The sequence below is a fragment of the Burkholderia sp. BCC1208 genome, assembly GCF_902833095.1.
In the GTDB taxonomy this organism is placed as follows: Bacteria; Pseudomonadota; Gammaproteobacteria; order Burkholderiales; family Burkholderiaceae; genus Burkholderia.
Genome location: NZ_CADFDY010000007.1, coordinates 293,330 through 309,535, shown reverse-complemented (window position 1 = coordinate 309,535; position 16,206 = coordinate 293,330). Strand labels below are relative to the sequence as shown.

14 protein-coding genes are annotated in these 16,206 nt (G+C 67.9%); 7 read left to right on the top strand and 7 right to left on the bottom strand.

The genetic code is table 11. The features are described from left to right. Positions 1-4 precede the first annotated feature (4 nt). The 4 genes from HWX09_RS18685 to HWX09_RS18670 are packed head-to-tail and all read left to right on the top strand — an operon-like array spanning position 5 to position 5,156. Positions 5-1,495: an aldehyde dehydrogenase gene (locus HWX09_RS18685; RefSeq protein WP_027780948.1), complete on the top strand. Its 1,491-nt coding sequence runs from the start codon at positions 5-7 to the stop codon at positions 1,493-1,495. 18 nt (positions 1,496-1,513) lie between these two features. Continuing rightward, positions 1,514-2,476: a VOC family protein gene (locus HWX09_RS18680; RefSeq protein ID WP_027780947.1), complete on the top strand. Its 963-nt coding sequence runs from the start codon at positions 1,514-1,516 to the stop codon at positions 2,474-2,476. After that, on the top strand, positions 2,473-3,717 hold the full coding sequence (locus HWX09_RS18675; RefSeq protein ID WP_027780946.1) for an FAD-dependent oxidoreductase: 1,245 nt from the start codon (positions 2,473-2,475) through the stop codon (positions 3,715-3,717). The genes HWX09_RS18680 and HWX09_RS18675 overlap by 4 nt, the downstream gene beginning before the upstream one ends. 38 nt (positions 3,718-3,755) lie before the next feature. Continuing rightward, positions 3,756-5,156: an MFS transporter gene (locus HWX09_RS18670; RefSeq protein WP_027780945.1), complete on the top strand. Its 1,401-nt coding sequence runs from the start codon at positions 3,756-3,758 to the stop codon at positions 5,154-5,156. Between the two features lie 94 nt (positions 5,157-5,250). Here HWX09_RS18670 and HWX09_RS18665 read toward each other — a convergent pair whose 3' ends face one another. Continuing rightward, on the bottom strand, positions 5,251-5,391 hold the full coding sequence (locus HWX09_RS18665; protein ID WP_155257266.1) for a hypothetical protein: 141 nt from the start codon (positions 5,389-5,391) through the stop codon (positions 5,251-5,253). Positions 5,392-5,573: 182 nt separating this feature from the next. On the opposite strand from HWX09_RS18665, the gene HWX09_RS18660 reads away from it, so the two are divergent. From HWX09_RS18660 to HWX09_RS18650, 3 genes are all read left to right on the top strand, one after another. Then, the gene (locus HWX09_RS18660) at positions 5,574-5,819 is read left to right on the top strand and encodes a DUF3079 domain-containing protein (protein ID WP_027780944.1); all 246 of its coding nucleotides are present in this window, start codon (positions 5,574-5,576) and stop codon (positions 5,817-5,819) included. A 191-nt stretch (positions 5,820-6,010) separates the two neighbouring features. After that, complete coding sequence (gene hcp / locus HWX09_RS18655) at positions 6,011-7,678, top strand: hydroxylamine reductase (protein ID WP_027780943.1); 1,668 nt, start codon at positions 6,011-6,013, stop codon at positions 7,676-7,678. Positions 7,679-7,691: 13 nt separating this feature from the next. Next, positions 7,692-8,714: a 2Fe-2S iron-sulfur cluster binding domain-containing protein gene (locus HWX09_RS18650; protein WP_027780942.1), complete on the top strand. Its 1,023-nt coding sequence runs from the start codon at positions 7,692-7,694 to the stop codon at positions 8,712-8,714. Between the two features lie 164 nt (positions 8,715-8,878). Here the strand turns inward: HWX09_RS18650 and HWX09_RS18645 are convergent, their stop codons facing one another. The 6 genes from HWX09_RS18645 to HWX09_RS18620 form a co-directional block, all read right to left on the bottom strand. Next, the gene (locus tag HWX09_RS18645; protein WP_051421293.1) at positions 8,879-10,255 is read right to left on the bottom strand and encodes an MFS transporter; all 1,377 of its coding nucleotides are present in this window, start codon (positions 10,253-10,255) and stop codon (positions 8,879-8,881) included. A 262-nt stretch (positions 10,256-10,517) separates the two neighbouring features. Continuing rightward, positions 10,518-11,414 carry a LysR substrate-binding domain-containing protein gene (locus HWX09_RS18640; protein ID WP_027780940.1) on the bottom strand — a complete coding sequence of 299 codons (897 nt, stop codon included), beginning with the start codon at positions 11,412-11,414 and terminating at the stop codon, positions 10,518-10,520. 182 nt (positions 11,415-11,596) lie between these two features. Further along, on the bottom strand, positions 11,597-12,004 hold the full coding sequence (locus tag HWX09_RS18635) for an ethanolamine utilization protein EutQ (protein WP_051421292.1): 408 nt from the start codon (positions 12,002-12,004) through the stop codon (positions 11,597-11,599). Next, positions 12,001-13,314, bottom strand: coding sequence for an FAD-binding oxidoreductase (locus HWX09_RS18630; RefSeq protein WP_080681166.1), 1,314 nt, complete (start codon positions 13,312-13,314; stop codon positions 12,001-12,003). Before HWX09_RS18630 ends, HWX09_RS18635 begins: the two co-directional genes overlap by 4 nt. 15 nt (positions 13,315-13,329) lie before the next feature. Next, positions 13,330-14,739 (bottom strand): FAD-dependent oxidoreductase, encoded by a 1,410-nt coding sequence (locus HWX09_RS18625; RefSeq protein WP_027780938.1) that lies wholly within the window; start codon positions 14,737-14,739, stop codon positions 13,330-13,332. 13 nt (positions 14,740-14,752) lie between these two features. After that, positions 14,753-16,201 carry an aldehyde dehydrogenase family protein gene (locus HWX09_RS18620; protein ID WP_027780937.1) on the bottom strand — a complete coding sequence of 483 codons (1,449 nt, stop codon included), beginning with the start codon at positions 16,199-16,201 and terminating at the stop codon, positions 14,753-14,755. Positions 16,202-16,206 lie beyond the last annotated feature (5 nt).

Sequence of the window (16,206 nt, the reverse complement as noted above, 5' to 3'; positions counted from 1 at the left end):
TGACATGACTCCTTTCGATACGAGCCTCGTACCCAACGGCGACATCCTGATCGGCGGCGAGTGGCGGCGCGGCCGTGGCGCGCCTTACGCGAGCATCTATCCGGCCGACCAGTCGCTGAACATGGAAGTATCCACGGCGAACGCGGAAGACGCGGCCGACGCCGTCGTGGCGGCCGACGCCGCATGGCGCCGCGCCAACTGGGCCGGGCTGAAGCCGCACCAGCGCGCGCAGGTGCTGTACCGCATCGCGGATCTCATCATGCAGCGCCACGAGGCGCTCGCGAACCTGCAGCGCCGCGACAACGGCAAGCCGATCGGCGAGACGCGCGTGCTGGTGGCCAGCGCCGCGAACACGTTCCGCTATTTCGCGGCCTGCCTCGAAACGCTCGACGAGGAACTGACGCCGTCGCGCGGCGACTACCTGACGATGAGCGTGTACGAGCCGATCGGCGTGATCGCGGCGATCACACCGTGGAATTCGCCGATCGCGTCCGACGCGCAGAAGCTCGCGCCGGCGCTGGCCGGCGGCAACGCGGTGGTGCTCAAGCCGGCCGAGGTCACGCCGCTCGTGTCGCTCGCGCTGGCGCGCATCTGCGAGGAAGCCGGCGTGCCGAAGGGCGTGCTGAGCGTGCTGCCGGGCAAGGGCTCGGTGATCGGCGACGTGCTCGTGCGTCATCCGCTCGTGAAGAAGGTGTCGTTCACCGGCGGCACCGAAGTGGGCCGCGGCATCGCGCGCATCGCGGCCGAGAAGCTGATGCCGGTGTCGCTCGAACTCGGCGGCAAGTCGCCGACGATCGTGTGCGACGACGCCGATCTCGATCACGCGGTCAACGGCGTGCTGTACGGCATCTTCAGCTCGTCGGGTGAAGCGTGCATCGCCGGTTCGCGGCTGTTCGTGCACCGTTCGGTGTACGAAGAATTCATGAAGCGTCTGGTGGCCGGTGCACGCAAGCTGCGCGTGGGCGACCCGACGCGGCCCGACACGCAGATGGGCCCGCTGATCACCGCGAAGCATCGCGAATCGGTCGAACGCTACGTCGCGCTCGGGCTGGAAGAAGGCGGCCGCCTGCTGTGCGGCGGCGAGCGGCCGGCGGGCGATGGGCGCGAGAACGGTTTCTTCTATCAGCCGACGATTCTCGAAGGCTTGCCGAACAGCGCGCGCATCTGCCAGGAAGAAATTTTCGGGCCGGTGCTGGTGGCGATGCCGTTCGACGACGAAGCGTCGTTGATCGCGCAGGCGAACGATAGCGTGTTCGGGCTGGCGGCCGGCATCTGGACGCGCGACTACAAGCGCGCGTGGCGTATCGCCCGTGCGCTGGAGACGGGCACCGTCTGGATCAACACGTACAAGCTGTTCTCGATCTCCACGCCGTTCTCGGGGTGGAAGGAGAGCGGGATGGGGCGCGAGAAGGGGCGTCTCGGTATCCGCGAGTACATGCAGCAGAAGAGCCTCTACTGGGGCTTGAACGACGCGCCGCTGCCGTGGGCGAACTGAGCGAAAAGGAATGACGCAATGAGCATCTTGGGTATCGAGCAGATCACGTACGGTGTCGACGACCTCGCGACGTGCCGGCGCTTTTTCGCCGACTGGGGGCTGAAGGAAGTCGCGCACGACGACACGCGTGCGCGCTTCGAGACGCTGAACGGTTGCACCGTGCTGGTCGTGAAAGCCGACGATCCGTCGCTGCCGCCCGCGTTCGAAGCGGGCCCGACGCTGCGGGAAGTCACGTGGGGCGTCGCGACGCAACAGGAACTCGACGTGCTGCGCGACAGGTTCGCCGGCCAGCCGGGCTACTACGCACATGCCGATGCGGTGGGCTGCATCGACCCGAACGGGATGGCGATCCGCGTCGAAGTCACGCGCAAGCGCGCACTCGACATCGCGGGCTCGCCGTCGAACGTCTGGGGCCAGACGCTGCGCGTGGACCAGCCGAGCCCGATCTATGCACGCGCGGAGCCGGTGGAGGTCGGGCACGTCGTGTTCTTCACGAACTGCCTCGACGCGCAGGAAAGGTTCTATCACGAGCTGCTCGGCTTCGAGACGTCGGACCGTTATCCGGGCCGCGGCGCGTTCATGCGTTGCGCGCCGCACGGCGGCCATCACGACCTGTTCCTGCTCGCGCTGCCGAACGGCAAACGCGGCCTGAATCACGTCGCGTTCACCGTGCGCGACATCCACGAAGTGTTCGGCGGCGGCATGCACATCGACCGCTGCGGCTGGGAAACGCAACTCGGCCCGGGGCGTCACCCGGTGTCGTCCGCGTACTTCTGGTACTTCCAGAATCCGGCCGGCGCGCTGATCGAGTACTACGCGGACGAGGACGTGCTGACGCCCGAATGGCAACCGCGCGAATTCGAACCGGGCCCGACCGTGTTCGCCGAGTGGGCCGTCGACGGCGGCCTCGACGGCAACACGCGCCGGCAGAAGAACGCGAAGGCGCCGGAAGGCAAGTTCATGACGGAGCGCAAATCATGACCGAAGCGAATACGCCCGCGCAGCCCGCGCCGGGCACGGTCGTCGTGATCGGCGGCGGCCAGGCCGCCGGCTGGGTGTTGAAGACGTTGCGCGCGCAAGGGTATGCGGGCCGTCTCGTGATGATCGCCGACGAGCCGCACCTGCCGTACGAGCGTCCGCCGCTGTCGAAGGCCGTGCTGGCCGGCGACGCCGATATCGACACCGTGCGCGTCGTGCGGCCGGACGAATTCGACGCGCTGAACGTCGAGGCATGGCAACCGGAACGCGCGGCGTCGATCGACCGCACGCGCCGCGTGGTAAAGACCGAAAGCGGCCGCGAGATCGAATACGACCGGCTCGTGATCGCGACCGGCGGCACGTCGCGCCGCTTGCCCGATGCGCTCGTCAACACGCCGAACCTGCACTATCTGCGCACGCTCGACGAAGCGGCCGCGCTCGGCGAGAAGCTGCGGGCGAGCCGCCGCGTGCTCGTGATCGGCGGCGGCTGGATCGGCCTCGAAGTCGCGGCGACCGCGCGCAAGCTCGGCGTCGACGCCGTCGTGGTCGAAGGCGCGCCGCGGCTGTGCGGGCGTTCGGTGCCGCAAATCGTGTCCGACTTCCTGCTCGACCTGCATCGTTCGAACGGTGTCGACGTGCGCATGGGCGCGGCGCTCGCGTCGCTCGGCCCGCAGCCGGACGACGCGTCGAAGGTGCGCGCGACGCTCGCCGACGGCACGACGATCGACGCCGATTTCGCGGTGGCCGGCATCGGTCTCGCGCTGAATGCGTCGCTGGCGAGCGACGCGGGGCTCGCGGTCGACGACGGCATCGTCGTCGACGAATACGGCGCGACCAGCGACCCCGCGATCTTCGCGTGCGGCGACGTCGCGAACCATCACAACGGCTGGCTGAAGCGGCGCGTGCGGCTCGAATCGTGGGCGAACGCGCAGAACCAGGCGATCGCGGCCGCGAAAGCCGTGCTCGGCGTGCGCGCGCCGTACGCGGAGATTCCGTGGTTCTGGTCCGATCAGTACGACGTGAACCTGCAGATCCTCGGGGATCTGCCGGCCGATGCGCAGCTCGTCGTGCGCGGCGATCTCGCCGCGCGCCGTGCGACGCTGTTTTTCGTTGGCGACGGGCATGTGAGAGGTGTCATCGCCGTGAACAACGCGCGTGAGCTGAAGCTCGCGCGCAAGTGGATGAATCAGGGCCGGGCAGTGGATACGGAAGCCCTGGCAGACACGACCCAAGCGCTTGCCTGAACCGGCCCGACCGGAAAGAGATCCAGGAGACACCCCGCATGAGCACTTTCGACAACGTCGTGGCCGGCAGGGCCACGATGGAAGCTGCCGCTTCCACGCCCGGCGCGATCATCGCGCGGCTCGAGCGGCTTCCGGCCAACGCGATGCAGATCCGCGCACGCGTGCTGATCGGCGCCGCGACGTTCTTCGACGGCTTCGACGTGATCACGATCGCGGCGACGCTGCCGCTGCTGATTCACAAATGGGGGCTGTCGCCGACGCAGATCGGCATGCTGATCGCGTCCGGCGCGATCGGCCAGCTGATCGGCGCATTCCTGTTTCCCGCGCTCGCGGAAAAGCATGGCCGCGTGAAGGCCATCGCGTGGAGTTCGGCCGTGATCGGCATCACGAGCATCGCGTGCGGCTTCGCGCCGACGTTCGAGGTGTTCGTGCTGCTGCGGATCCTGCAGGGGCTCGGGCTCGGCGGCGAGTTGCCGGTCGCGGCCACGTACATCAACGAAATCACGCGCGCGCATGGCCGCGGCCGCTTCGTGCTGCTGTACGAGATCGTGTTCCCGATCGGCCTGCTGGTATCGATGGCGCTCGGCGCATGGCTCGTGCCGCGCTTCGGCTGGGAAATCATGTACTTCGTCGGCGGGCTGCCGCTGATCCTGTCGCTCGTGCTCACGCGCCTCGTGCCGGAATCGCCGCGCTGGCTCGCGTCGCGCGGGCGTCTCGCGGAAGCCGGGCACGCGGTCGGCGTGTTCGAAGGATCGGTGCGCGGCGAGTTGCCGCCGGTCACGCAGGTGGCCGCGTTCGACGAGATGGTGCGCCAGCATCCGAAGCGCAGGATGAGCGACCTGTTCAGCGCCGCCTATCGCAAGCGCACGCTCGCGGTGGCGACGTTGTGGGCGACCTGCGGGTTCATCCAGTACGGGCTGTCCACGTGGCTGCCGACGATCTACAAGAACTTCTATCACGCGCCGCTGCAGCTCGCGCTGAACCTCGCGGTGATCGGCTCGGTGATGGGCGTGCTCGGGTCGCTGGCCTCCGCGCTGCTGGTCGACAAGCTCGGCCGCAAGCCGGTGATCGTGTGGTCGTTCGTGCTGTGCGCGCTGTCGCTGGCGCTCGCCGGCATCTATCACGCGTCGTCGGTGTATGTGGTCGCGATCTTCTGCTCGCTGTCGCTCGGGCTGATGGCGTCGGGATTCATTACCGCATACGTCTATACGCCGGAGCAGTATCCGACGAGCATCCGCGCGTCGGGCTGCGGACTCGGCAGCGCGTGGCTGAAGATCGCGTCGTTCGTCGCGCCGATGGTCGTGCCGCACGCGATCATCGGCGGGAACCTCGCGCCGGCGTTCTACCTGATCGGCGTCGTGCCGCTGATCGCGGCGCTGACCGTGCACTTCGTCGGGATCGAGACGAAGGGGAAGGTGCTGGAGGCGCTGGAGGCGTAAGCGCACTCCGCCGCGGCGGATGAAGTGAACGGAAAGACCCGGCCGATGTGGGCCGGGTCTTTTTGCTTTGGGCGGCCGGCCTGTGAGGTTGTATTCACAACTTCGCGAGCCAGTCCTCGACCGTCTCTTTCCCGCGCAGCGTCGCGATCCATCGATCGGGCAACGCCTGTTCGCCGTACAGCACGCCAAGCAGGCCGCCGCGCAGGCGGGATCGTCGGTTCGGAATGGTCGTCATCACACGGAATTCGGGTTGAGGCGGCTTGCGTCGCGCAATACCGTGCAGACTAGACCAATCGCGTCCGCATGCCTAGCCGACGGGCGACAGCCGGTGCGAAACCATGCCGCAGGGGGCTCGTTGCGCCGGTGAACTAGAGTCGAACGGTTACGCACGACACGACACCGGGAGGACGACTCGTCATGGCCAAGAAGTTTCCGCTGCATCCCGTCCATCCGGAGCGGATCTGCTGGGGATGCGACAACTACTGTCCGACCCACGCGATGCGTTGCGGCAACGGCTCCAGCCGCACGCAGCACCCGAGCGAACTGCTCGGCGACGACTGGTACCGGTACGGCGACTGGGGCATCGAATGCGCGGATGCCGGCGAGGAGAACGGCGACGGCAACGACAACGAACCCGCAACCGAGGCCGGCGAGCGGTCGTAGCGACAAGTTGCCTCACCGCGTGCGTGCCGTTTGTTGATCTGCATCACGGCAGCGAAAGGCGCGCCGAAACATCATGAAAAAGATGCATGAAACACGCATCTTGAAGCGGGCGAGATGCCCGGCGGCAAGGAACCTGCGTTCCGCCGCCGTCGCGCCGATCCGCGCCCCCATGATCGAGAAAGGAGAGCACCGTGTTTTGCTACCAATGCGAACAGACCGACCGGACCGGCGCACGGCCCGGTTGCGCGTCGACGAAAGGCAACTGCGGCAAGGATGCAACGACGGCCGATCTGCAGGACCTGCTGATCCATGCGGTGAAGGGCGTCGCGCAATACGGCGCGATCGCGCGGGCGGCGGGCAAGCCCCATCGCGACGCGGACCGGTTCGTGCTGTACGCGATGTTCACGACGCTGACCAACGTGAATTTCCACGCGGCGCGTTTCGTCGCGCTGCTGCGTGAAGCAGCGCAGACGCGCGACCGCGTGAAGGCGCTATGCGAAGCGCACGCGCGCGCGGCCGGAACGATCGTGCCGGCACCGCAGGGGCCGGCGACGTGGCAGCCGGCGGCCGATTTGACCGGCCTGCTCGCGCAGGCGGCCACCGTCGGGGTGGACAAGGGGCTCGACGACGCAGGCGCGGACATCGTCGGCCTGCGCGCGCTGGTGCTGTACGGGCTGAAGGGCGTGTGTGCGTATGCGCATCATGCGCGGGTGCTCGGCTACGAGCGCGACGACATCTACGAAGGCGTCGAAGCGGCGCTCGCGTTTCTCGCCAGCGAACCCGACGACGTCGACGCGCTACTCGCCCAGGCTCTCGAACTTGGCCGACTGAACCTGACGGTGATGGAACTGCTCGACGGCGCGAACACCGGCCGTTTCGGGGCGCAGCAACCGACGGCCGTGCGCGTGTCGCCGGTCGCGGGCAAGGCGATCCTCGTGTCGGGCCACGATCTCGGCGATTTACACGCGCTGCTCGAACAGACGGCCGGCACCGGTATCCATGTGTACACGCACGGCGAAATGCTGCCGGCCCACGCGTATCCGGCGCTCAAGGCTTTTCCGCATCTCGTCGGCAACTACGGCGGCGCGTGGCAGGACCAGCAGAGCGACTTCGCGCATTTCCCCGGGCCGATCCTGATGACGTCCAACTGCATCATCGAGCCGATGGCGCAATACCGGCAGCGGATCTTCACGACAGGGCCGGTCGGCTGGCCGGGCGTGCGCCATCTCGAGCATCACGATTTCTCGATGCTGATCCGCGCCGCGCAGGCGCTGCCCGGTTTCCCGGCCACCGCGCCGCAGGAGACGATCACCGTCGGCTTCGGCCGCCATGCGGTGCTCGGCGTCGCGGACCAGGTCATCGATGCGGTGAAGGCCGGCCGGATCCGCCATTTCTTCCTGATCGGCGGCTGCGACGGCGCGGCGCCGGGCCGCAACTACTACACCGAGTTCGCGGAGCAGGCGCCCGACGACACGGTGGTGATGACGCTCGGCTGCAACAAGTACCGGTTCAACCGGCATGCGTTCGGAGAGATCGGCGGCATTCCGCGCCTGCTCGACGTCGGACAGTGCAACGACAGCTATTCGGCGATCCGGATCGCCACGGCGCTCGCCGACGCGTTCGAATGCGGCGTGAACGACCTGCCGCTGTCGCTCGTGATCTCGTGGTTCGAGCAGAAGGCGGCGGCCGTGCTGCTGACGCTGCTCGCGCTCGGCCTGCGCAACATCCGCCTCGGGCCGACGTTGCCGGCCTTCATCACGCCGGACGTGCTCGCGGTGCTGGTCGAACAGTTCGGCATCCAGCCGATCGGCGACGCCGGCGCCGACCTTGCTGCGTCGCTGGCGCGCACGGCCGCCTGACCGGGACCGTTCGATGACTTACCGGATCGAGATCACGACACGCGACGGCGAGCGGTTCGGCTTCGGTTGCGCGGCCGAACAGGATCTGCTGTCGGCGGCGGCCGACGCCGACATCACGCTGCCGTCGCAATGCCGGCGCGGAAGCTGCGGCGCATGCCAGGCGACCGTCGTCGACGGCGCGTACGAGATGCAGCCCGACAGCGCGGGCGTGCTGCCCGCCGGCCAGCGCGGTGCGGTCCTGCTGTGCCGGACCACGCCGCGCGGCGATCTGCGCATCGCCGCGCCGTATGACCGGACCAAGGTGCTGCTGCATCCGGTGCCCGTGCGCACCGCGCGGATCGCGGCGCTCGAGACGGTCGCGGCCGACACGATGCGCATCGAGCTGCAGGTCCAGCCCGACGACGCTTCCGGTTCGGCCGTGGAGTTCGAGCCCGGCCAGTTCGCGGAGCTGGAGGTGCCGGGCAGCGGCCTGCGCCGCCCGTATTCGCTGGCGAACACGAGCAACTGGGACGGTCGCCTCGAATTCCTGATCCGGCTGCGGGTTGGCGGATGGTTTTCGACCTACCTGCGCGAGCGGGCGCGGCCGGGCGATCCGCTGACCGTCCGTGTGCCGATGGGCGGCTTCGGGATGTTCGCGGATAGCCTGCGGCCACGCTGGCTCGTCGCCGGCGGCACGGGGCTCGCGCCGATCCTGTCGATGTTGCGACGCATGGCCGATTATCAGGAGACGGCGGACGCGCGACTGTTCTTCGGCGTCAATCAGGAAAGCGAACTGTTCATGCTCGACGAGCTGGCGCGCTTGCAGGCGGAGCTGCCGCAGTTGCGCGTCGAGCTGTGCGTATGGCGGCCGGGCGGGGAGTGGGGCGGCTATCGCGGCACGCCGGTCGACGCGTTGCGCGCGGCGCTCGAAGAAGCGGGGGCGTCGCCGGATATCTACGTGTGCGGGCCGCCGCCGCTCGTGCAGGCGGCGCGTGATGCGGCGATTGCCGCGGGCGTGCCGGATGCGCAGTTCGCGAGCGAGCGGTTTGCGGTGTGAGGCTTGCGTTCGTTCGGCTCGCCACGCATCGGCACTGTCCGTCGATCTGCTTTCGCTAGACCCAGCAGCGCGAGCCCGGCGTCGGCCCATTCGCGAAGCACGTCGTCGCCGGGGCCGAGCGCATGCACGTTCAATGCGCCCGCCCTCGACGGCGGATGTCCGTGTCAGCCGGCCGTGCGGACCGCTGCCGTTCCCCGTTGCGGGGCGGACACTTCGCTCAGCAGCTTGCCTTTGGTTTCAGGTGCCAGCCAGTACGACACGATCCCGCCGAACAGACAGATGCCGGCGGCAATGAGCAGCGCGACGTTGACCCCGTACGCGCTGATGACCTGCGGCAACAGGAACGTGCCGAGCGCGGCGCCGATGCGCGAGAACGCGGTCGCGAAGCCCACGCCGATCCCGCGGATTTCCGTGGGGAACACTTCGCCCGGATAGACGCCGCACAGCGTCGTGGAAATCGCGTTGACCAGCGAGAACGTGAAGAAGCAGACGAGAATGACGACGGGCGACACATGCGCGAACAGTGCAACGCCCACCAGCGCGGCCGCCGAGATGAAGAACGGCGGGATGCCGAGCATGCGACGGCCGACACGCTCGACGAACATCACCGTGACGATCGTGCCCAGCACCGCGACGCCGTTCAGCACCAGGCCGCCCGTCAGTCCCTCCTTGAGCCCGAGCTTCTCCAGCACGATCGGCGCAAACGAGCCGATCGCGAAGTACGGCGTGACGTTGCACACCCAGAAGATCGACACGAACATCGTGGTCTTGAGGTAGTCGGCCGAGAACAGGCGGCCGAAGCCTTGCTTGCCGGTCGCGCGCTGGGACTGGAGGTCGTGCAGCTCTTCCGGCTCCATGTGCTCTTCCGCGAGCGCCCGTGCTTCGTCCGTGCGGCCCTGGCTCATCAACCAGCGCGGCGATTCGGGCGTGCCGAGGCGCAGCAGGAACACGATGACGGTCGGCACCGTGCTGAGGCCGAGGATCACGTGCCAGCCGGCCGTCGACGATACGGTGAGACCGTAGCCCACCGCATAGGAAATCAGGTATCCGACGTACCACGCGAGCTCGACGATCGACAGCAGCTTGCCGCGCAGGCGGGCCGGCGAGAATTCGGCGAGCAGCGGCCAGCCGATCGAATAGTCGGCGCCGATCGCGATGCCCATCAGCACGCGCACGATGAACAGTTGCCATGCATCGGTCACGAAGAACTGCGCGGCCGACCCGACGAGGAAGATCGCGAGATCGATCGTGAACATCGGTCGGCGCCCGACCTTGTCGGCGAGCCATCCGCCGAGCGGGCCGCCGATGAAGATGCCGATCAGCGCGGATGCGCCGATCAGGCCTTCCCAGGCCGGCGACAGTTGCAGGTCGCGGCTGATCGCCGGCATCACGATGCCGATGCAGCCGAGGATGAAACCGTCAATGAACATCCCGCCGGAAATCACGGTCGTGAGTTTCGCCAGGAAGCGCCGGTGCTTGACGGATTGCGCGCCGGCGCGCTGCGTGCGCGCGCTCGGCGTGGAAGATAGGGCTTTTGACACGATGATGTCTCCTTGTGTTTGTGCAGGACGGCAGGTCCAGCCGATGAAGGTTCTGACGACCTGATCTGGATCAACTGGCAAGGAGAGTGTGTGGAAATCGGCCGGGCCGGACAAACGATATTTCGTGCGTCGATTCATCATTTTTTGTAATAGACGCAGCGTGCGGAACCGTTGTCCGGCGCGCTTGCGGTGCGCGCACGCGAACGCATTCCGTCCGACGAAAACGCCGTGAAGGAATAACGAAAAACGCGACGTGTCGAATCTAGCGGAGCGACAGCAGCCAGTCGCGGAAACTGCCGACGCTCTTGCGCCGTTCATGCGGGCCGGACGGCTCGAGAATCAGGAACTGGCCGTCCGTTTCGAGCGTTTCCGGTACCGCGCGCACCAGCGTGCCGTCCCGCAGGTACGGGTCGATCAGGTTGCGCCAGCCGAGCGCGACGCCTTGCCCGCTCAACGCGGCCTGGATCACCATCGCATAGTTGTTGAGGTTGATCTTGTTGCGCGGAGCGACGGCCGGCAGCCCGAGGCGACGGAACCAGTCGGGCCACGTGACCCAGTCGCGCTCCGATTCGTCGAGCCACAGCCAGGTGCATGACGCGAGATCTTCCGCACGGCGCACCTCCGGACGGCGCGCGAGATAAGCGGGGCTGCAGATCGGAAAGATTTCCTCGCTGCAGATCGGCGTGCTCTTGATCGATTCGGGCGGGCTCTTGCAGTAGTAGACCGCGAGGTCGCACTCCAGCTTGCGGTAATCCTTTACGTGGTCGTACGCGACGATGCGCAGGTCGATGCCGCTGTGCGTCTCGTTGAATTCCGGAATGCGCGGCAGCAGCCACAGCGACGCGAGCGCGGTGCTGGTCGCGACCGTCACCTGCTGATCGCCGTGCCAGCGCTTGACCAGTTGCGTGGCCTCGGCGAGCGATAGTAAGGACTCCCGACAGGACTGGAAGTACTGCTCGCCGGTCGGCGTCAGGCGCACCGAACGGGTGGTGCGATCGAGCAGATGGGCGCCGAGCATGTCTTCGAGCAGGCCGATCTGCCGGCTGATCGCGCCCTGGGTGACGTTGAGTTCGTCCGCCGCGCGCGTGAAGCTGCCGAGGCGCGCGGTCGCCTCGAAAGCGATCAATGCCTTGAACGGCGGCAATGGCTGGATCTTCATGGGGGAACGGGTGTCTCCGTACAGCTTTTTGTCAGTCGAGTCCCGTTTCGGCGGCGTGACGGGAAACGCGCCCGGCGCGCGTTTCCCGCCGGGCGTCCTGCTGGTCGGGCTGGTTCTCGACCGAATTCTGCCCGAGCCGCGGGCGCCGTCAAGTCGAGAACGACACTACCCGAACCCGCCGCTCAGCGAGGCGGCGCGTGGCGCTCGGGCTCGTCCCGATCCGCGTCGTCGCACGTCTGTTTCCAGTTTCCCGGATAGACCACGTAGCCGAACAGCGCGAAGCCGGAGTAGACGAGCGTCGTGTACTTCGGCAGCCACAGTACCTGGCCCGGACTGACGCGATGCGTGACGCCGCCGGTATCGACTTCGAGGCAGCCTTCGATCGTGAAGATCGCCTCTTCGTACAGCGTGGTCCAGCTCACTTTCGCCCCTTCCCAGCGGGCGAAACCGATGCCTAGGTTCGGCGACACGTCGTCCGGCAGCGCACGCGCAACATACGCGGCGCCCGGCGGGCCGCCGCGCACCACGAAGCCGAGATCGGCGTGGTCGACTAGCCGGGCCGAGGCGGTCGCGTCGGCACGGGCGTTCACAGCTCGCTCCGGCTTTTCCACGCGGCGAGCCGGATGCGGGTCCGCACGCCGAGCCCGAGCAACGGCTCCGGCGGGTTCAGCGACGGCATGCCGGTGACCGCATGGATGTCGTCGAGCAGCGGCGACGACGCGCCGACCGCGCGGTCGGCCAGCAGCGTGCCGGAGATCGTGCCCCATGCCGCGCCGACGCCGTTGTCGCATGCGGATGCGAACACGCCGTCTTCCAGTTCGCCGAAGAAGTTGGTGAAGTTGCGCGAGATCGCATAAACGCCGCCCCAGGTGTGCGTGAACGGCACGTCCGACAGTTCCGGGAAGCGCGCAAGGAACGCGTTGCGGTGATCGGCGCGAATTGCGTGGCGCGCGGCTTCGTCGACGCTGCGGCCGTACTTCGGCACGTGCCGGTACGTGTTGCGGATGATGATGCGTCGGTCCTGCGTCATGCGAACGGTCGTACCCGCATGGTCGGCCGGCGTCAGCCCCCAGTCGAACCGGCCACGGTAGCGTCGGCTCTGTGCGTCGTCCAGCGGCGCGGTCCAGCTCGCGAACGTCATCACGGGCAGCAGGCGGTTCTGCAGGTAGCCGAATTCGCGCGTGAAGATGCTCGTCCCGAGCAGCAGGCGCCGCGCATGGATCTGCCCGTTCGCGCCGTGCAGCGCGTAGCCGCCGACGTCGCGCTCGACGCGCAGGATCGGCGAGTGCTCGAGTAGCTCGACGTTTTCCGGCAGCGAGCGGGCGAGCCCGCGCACGAGCGCGGCCGGCTGCATCAGATAGCAGCCCGGCGTGTACACCGCGCGGCTGTAGTGCGACGTGCCGAGCACCGCGTTCAGCGCCGCGCCTTCGACGGAGCGAAACGGTTCGCCGAGACCGCTCATCAGCTTCTCGAAGTGTTCGAGATAGGCGAGGCCGCGTTCGCCGACCGCGCCCTGATATTTGCCGGCATGCGACCACTGGCACGCGATGTCGTGTTCGCCGATCAGCGCCTGAAGCTGCGCGATTGCCGCGCGGTTCAGGCGCAACAGGCGCTGCTTGAATTCCGGGTCCGGATTTTCGAGCGCGAACTTGTGCGGCAGGTCGATCACGAAGCCGGAGTTGCGGCCCGATGCGCCTTCGCCGACGCGTTGCGCATCCACCAGCAGGATGCGGGCGTCGGGCTCGTGAAGCGCGAGCCGGCGGGCGGCCGCGAGGCCGACGAAGCCGGCGCCGATCACGGCGTAGTCGGCCACCTGGCGACCGGCAAGCCGGTTCGCGGGCGCGGGAAGGGGCAGTGCAGCATACCAGCCGCAACTGCTGTCGTCGTGGGGCAGGTTCATGATGTTCTTGGAATGTCAGGACACGGTTTGGCCGGTGGCGGACTTGCACGCGTTCACCCAGCCGGCCCGCAGCGTCTGCGCTTGCTGGCCGATCAGTGCGAAGCCGCACAGGCGGCCCGCGCCGTCGACGTGCGCGCAGCTGAAGCCGTCGGCGGTTGCGTCGACGCGCCATTCACCGGCTGCTGCTGCGGGCGGCGGCAGGAAGCTCAGCGGTGCAACGGGCGTCTTCACATGGACAGGCATCGGCGGGTAGCACACGTCGGTCGGCTGGCCGGTCAGCGTGCGTGCCAGGGCGCTCACGCCGTGATTGATCGGCGCGAGGTACGGTGCCGGCCGGCCGTCGATCTCGACGCAATCGCCGAGCGCGTACACGTCTGGCAGGCTGGTCCGCAGTTGCGCATCGGTGCGGATGCCGCGGCCGACGTCGATTCCGCATGCGGCCGCGAGCGCGACGTTCGGCGCGAGGCCGACCGCGGAAATCACGACGTCCGCGTCGAGCCGGCTGCCGTTCGCGAGCGTGAGCGTCCAGCTTCCGGGCTCGCCATCGATGGCCGCGACCGAGTTGCGCGGATGCCAGCCGACGCCGAGGCCGGCGAGCGCGCGTTGCAGGTGCTGGCCGGCCTGCTTCGGCAGCAGGCGTTCGAGCGGCCACTGACCGAGACCGATCACGTTCACGTCGAAGCCGCTGGCGGCCAGGTCGTTCGCGAATTCGCAGCCGATCAGCCCGTCGCCTACGATCGCGACGCGCGATGCGCCGTGCAGCCGGCCACGCAGTTCGCGATAGTCGTCGAGGTTGTTGACGCTGAGCAGCGCGTCGGCGCGCCCCGCGACGTCGATGCGGATCGGGCTCGCGCCGAGCGCGAGGACGAGCTTCGCATACGGCATCGGGCCGAACGCGGTGCGCACGACGTGCGACGCCGCATCGATCGCCAGCACGTCGCAGTGCGGGTACACGCGCAGCTTCAGGCGCCGCTCGATGTCGAACGGCGATTCGACGATCAGCGCGTCCGCGCTGCGGCCCTGCGAGGTCGCGATCGACAGCGCCGGCTTCGAATAGAGATGACCCGATTCGCGTGTCAGGATCACGATGTCGGCGTCGGGATCGCGCTGGCGCACGGCCTGCGCGAGGCTGTAGCCGGCGTGACCCGAACCGACGATGACGATCGGCGCGCGCGTCGGCCCGGCGGCGACGGCCGGCGGCGACGGCATCGGCACGGCTGGCACGACTGGCACGGCCGGTGCGGCCGACGCCGCGTCGTTGCCGATTTCGATCATTTCGAAATCGGACTTGCCGACGCCGCACTCGGGACATTTCCAGTCGTCCGGCACGTCTTCCCAGCGCGTGCCGGCGGCGATGCCGTCTTTGGGCCAGCCCTCGGCCTCGTCGTAGATCAGCCCGCAAATGACACAGAGCCACTTCTTCATCGTCGTGTCTCTCTCAGTCGCGGGCGACGCGGAACGCCACGTTCTTCGTCCGCACGTAGCTGTAGATCGCTTCCTGGCCTTTTTCGCGGCCGAACCCGGACAGGCCGATGCCGCCGAACGGCGTTTCGATGCCGCCGGCATACCATTCGTTGACGAACACCTGTCCGGCGCGCAGGCGCCGCGTGAAGCGCAGCGCGCGATTGACGTCGCGCGTGAACACGCCGGCCACGAGGCCGAACGGCGTGCCGTTCGCGATCTCGACGGCTTCGTCTTCGGTGTCGAACGGGATCACGGCCAGCACGGGTCCGAACACTTCCTCGCGTGCGATCTTCATCCGCGGATGCACGTCGGCGAACACGGTCGGCTGCATGTAGTGCCCGCCGCGGCCGCCGAGCCGATCGCCGCCGGCGACGGCCCGCGCGCCCGCTTCGATCGCCTCGCGGCACATCGACGCGACACGGTCGAGCTGGTCCGCGCTGATCAGCGGCGTGTGGTCGGGGTCGTGTTCGCCACGGCCGGCGACGAGGTCGCGCGCCAGATTCGCGACAGCGGCAACCACTTCGTCGTAAATGCTTCGATGCACGACGAGGCGCGACATCGCCGAGCACACCTGGCCCGCGTTGAAGAAGATGCCGCTCTTCACGCTGGTGAGCAGTTGTTCGCGGTCGCAATCGGGAAACGCGATGGCCGCCGATTTGCCGCCGAGTTCCATCACGCTGGGCGTCGCCCATTGCGCGGCGGCCGCGAGAATCGCGCGGCCGGTCGGCACCGAGCCGGTGAAGACGATTTGCCGGGTCTTCGGACTCGCGGCGAGATGGGCACCGACTTCGCTACCGAGGCCGCACAGCAGTTGTACCGCACCGCGCGGCAGGCCTGCGCGTTCGATTGCCTCGAACAGCGTGCACATGCCCAGCGGCGAGAGTTCCGGCGACTTCACGATCACCGCGTTGCCGGCGGCCAGTGCCGGCGCCAGCGAGCGCGCGCAGATCGACACCGGGAAATTCCACGGCACGATCTGCACCGACACGCCCATCGGTTCGTAGTGCGTGAAGTCGACGTAGTCGTCGCCGAGCGGCACCGAGATGCCTTCGAGCTTGTCGGCGAGGCCTGCGTAGTATTCGAAGTAGCGCGCGGCCTCGACGAACTCGTCACGTGCGTCGCTCAGGCGCTTGCCGTTTTCACGACAAAGAATGCGCGCGCCTTCCTCCGTTATCGCACGGATTTCGTCAGCGATGCGCAGCAGCCACTTGACGCGTTCTGCAGGGCGCGGGCGGGTCAGCGCGCCGCTGTCCGCGCAGCGCGTCGCGGCGTCGAGTGCGCGCTCGGCGTCGTCGGTCGATGCCAATGCAACGGTCGCGAACGGTTCCGCGTCGGCCGGGTTCGCGACGTCGAGGCGGCGCGGGCTGTCGACCCATTCGCCGTCGATATAGTTCAGCCAGTGTCGGTTGAGTGCGTTTTCCATTGCGG

Bases quoted from the DNA above. Each gene is read 5' to 3' on its own strand.
- HWX09_RS18685 (WP_027780948.1), top strand. From the start codon at position 5: ATGACTCCTTTCGATACGAGCCTCGTACCCAACGGCGACATCCTGATC.
- HWX09_RS18680 (WP_027780947.1), top strand. From the start codon at position 1,514: ATGAGCATCTTGGGTATCGAGCAGATCACGTACGGTGTCGACGACCTC.
- HWX09_RS18675 (WP_027780946.1), top strand. From the start codon at position 2,473: ATGACCGAAGCGAATACGCCCGCGCAGCCCGCGCCGGGCACGGTCGTC.
- HWX09_RS18670 (WP_027780945.1), top strand. From the start codon at position 3,756: ATGAGCACTTTCGACAACGTCGTGGCCGGCAGGGCCACGATGGAAGCT.
- HWX09_RS18665 (WP_155257266.1), bottom strand. From the start codon at position 5,391: ATGACGACCATTCCGAACCGACGATCCCGCCTGCGCGGCGGCCTGCTT.
- HWX09_RS18660 (WP_027780944.1), top strand. From the start codon at position 5,574: ATGGCCAAGAAGTTTCCGCTGCATCCCGTCCATCCGGAGCGGATCTGC.
- HWX09_RS18650 (WP_027780942.1), top strand. From the start codon at position 7,692: ATGACTTACCGGATCGAGATCACGACACGCGACGGCGAGCGGTTCGGC.
- HWX09_RS18640 (WP_027780940.1), bottom strand. From the start codon at position 11,414: ATGAAGATCCAGCCATTGCCGCCGTTCAAGGCATTGATCGCTTTCGAG.
- HWX09_RS18630 (WP_080681166.1), bottom strand. From the start codon at position 13,314: ATGAACCTGCCCCACGACGACAGCAGTTGCGGCTGGTATGCTGCACTG.
- HWX09_RS18625 (WP_027780938.1), bottom strand. From the start codon at position 14,739: ATGAAGAAGTGGCTCTGTGTCATTTGCGGGCTGATCTACGACGAGGCC.
- HWX09_RS18620 (WP_027780937.1), bottom strand. From the start codon at position 16,201: ATGGAAAACGCACTCAACCGACACTGGCTGAACTATATCGACGGCGAA.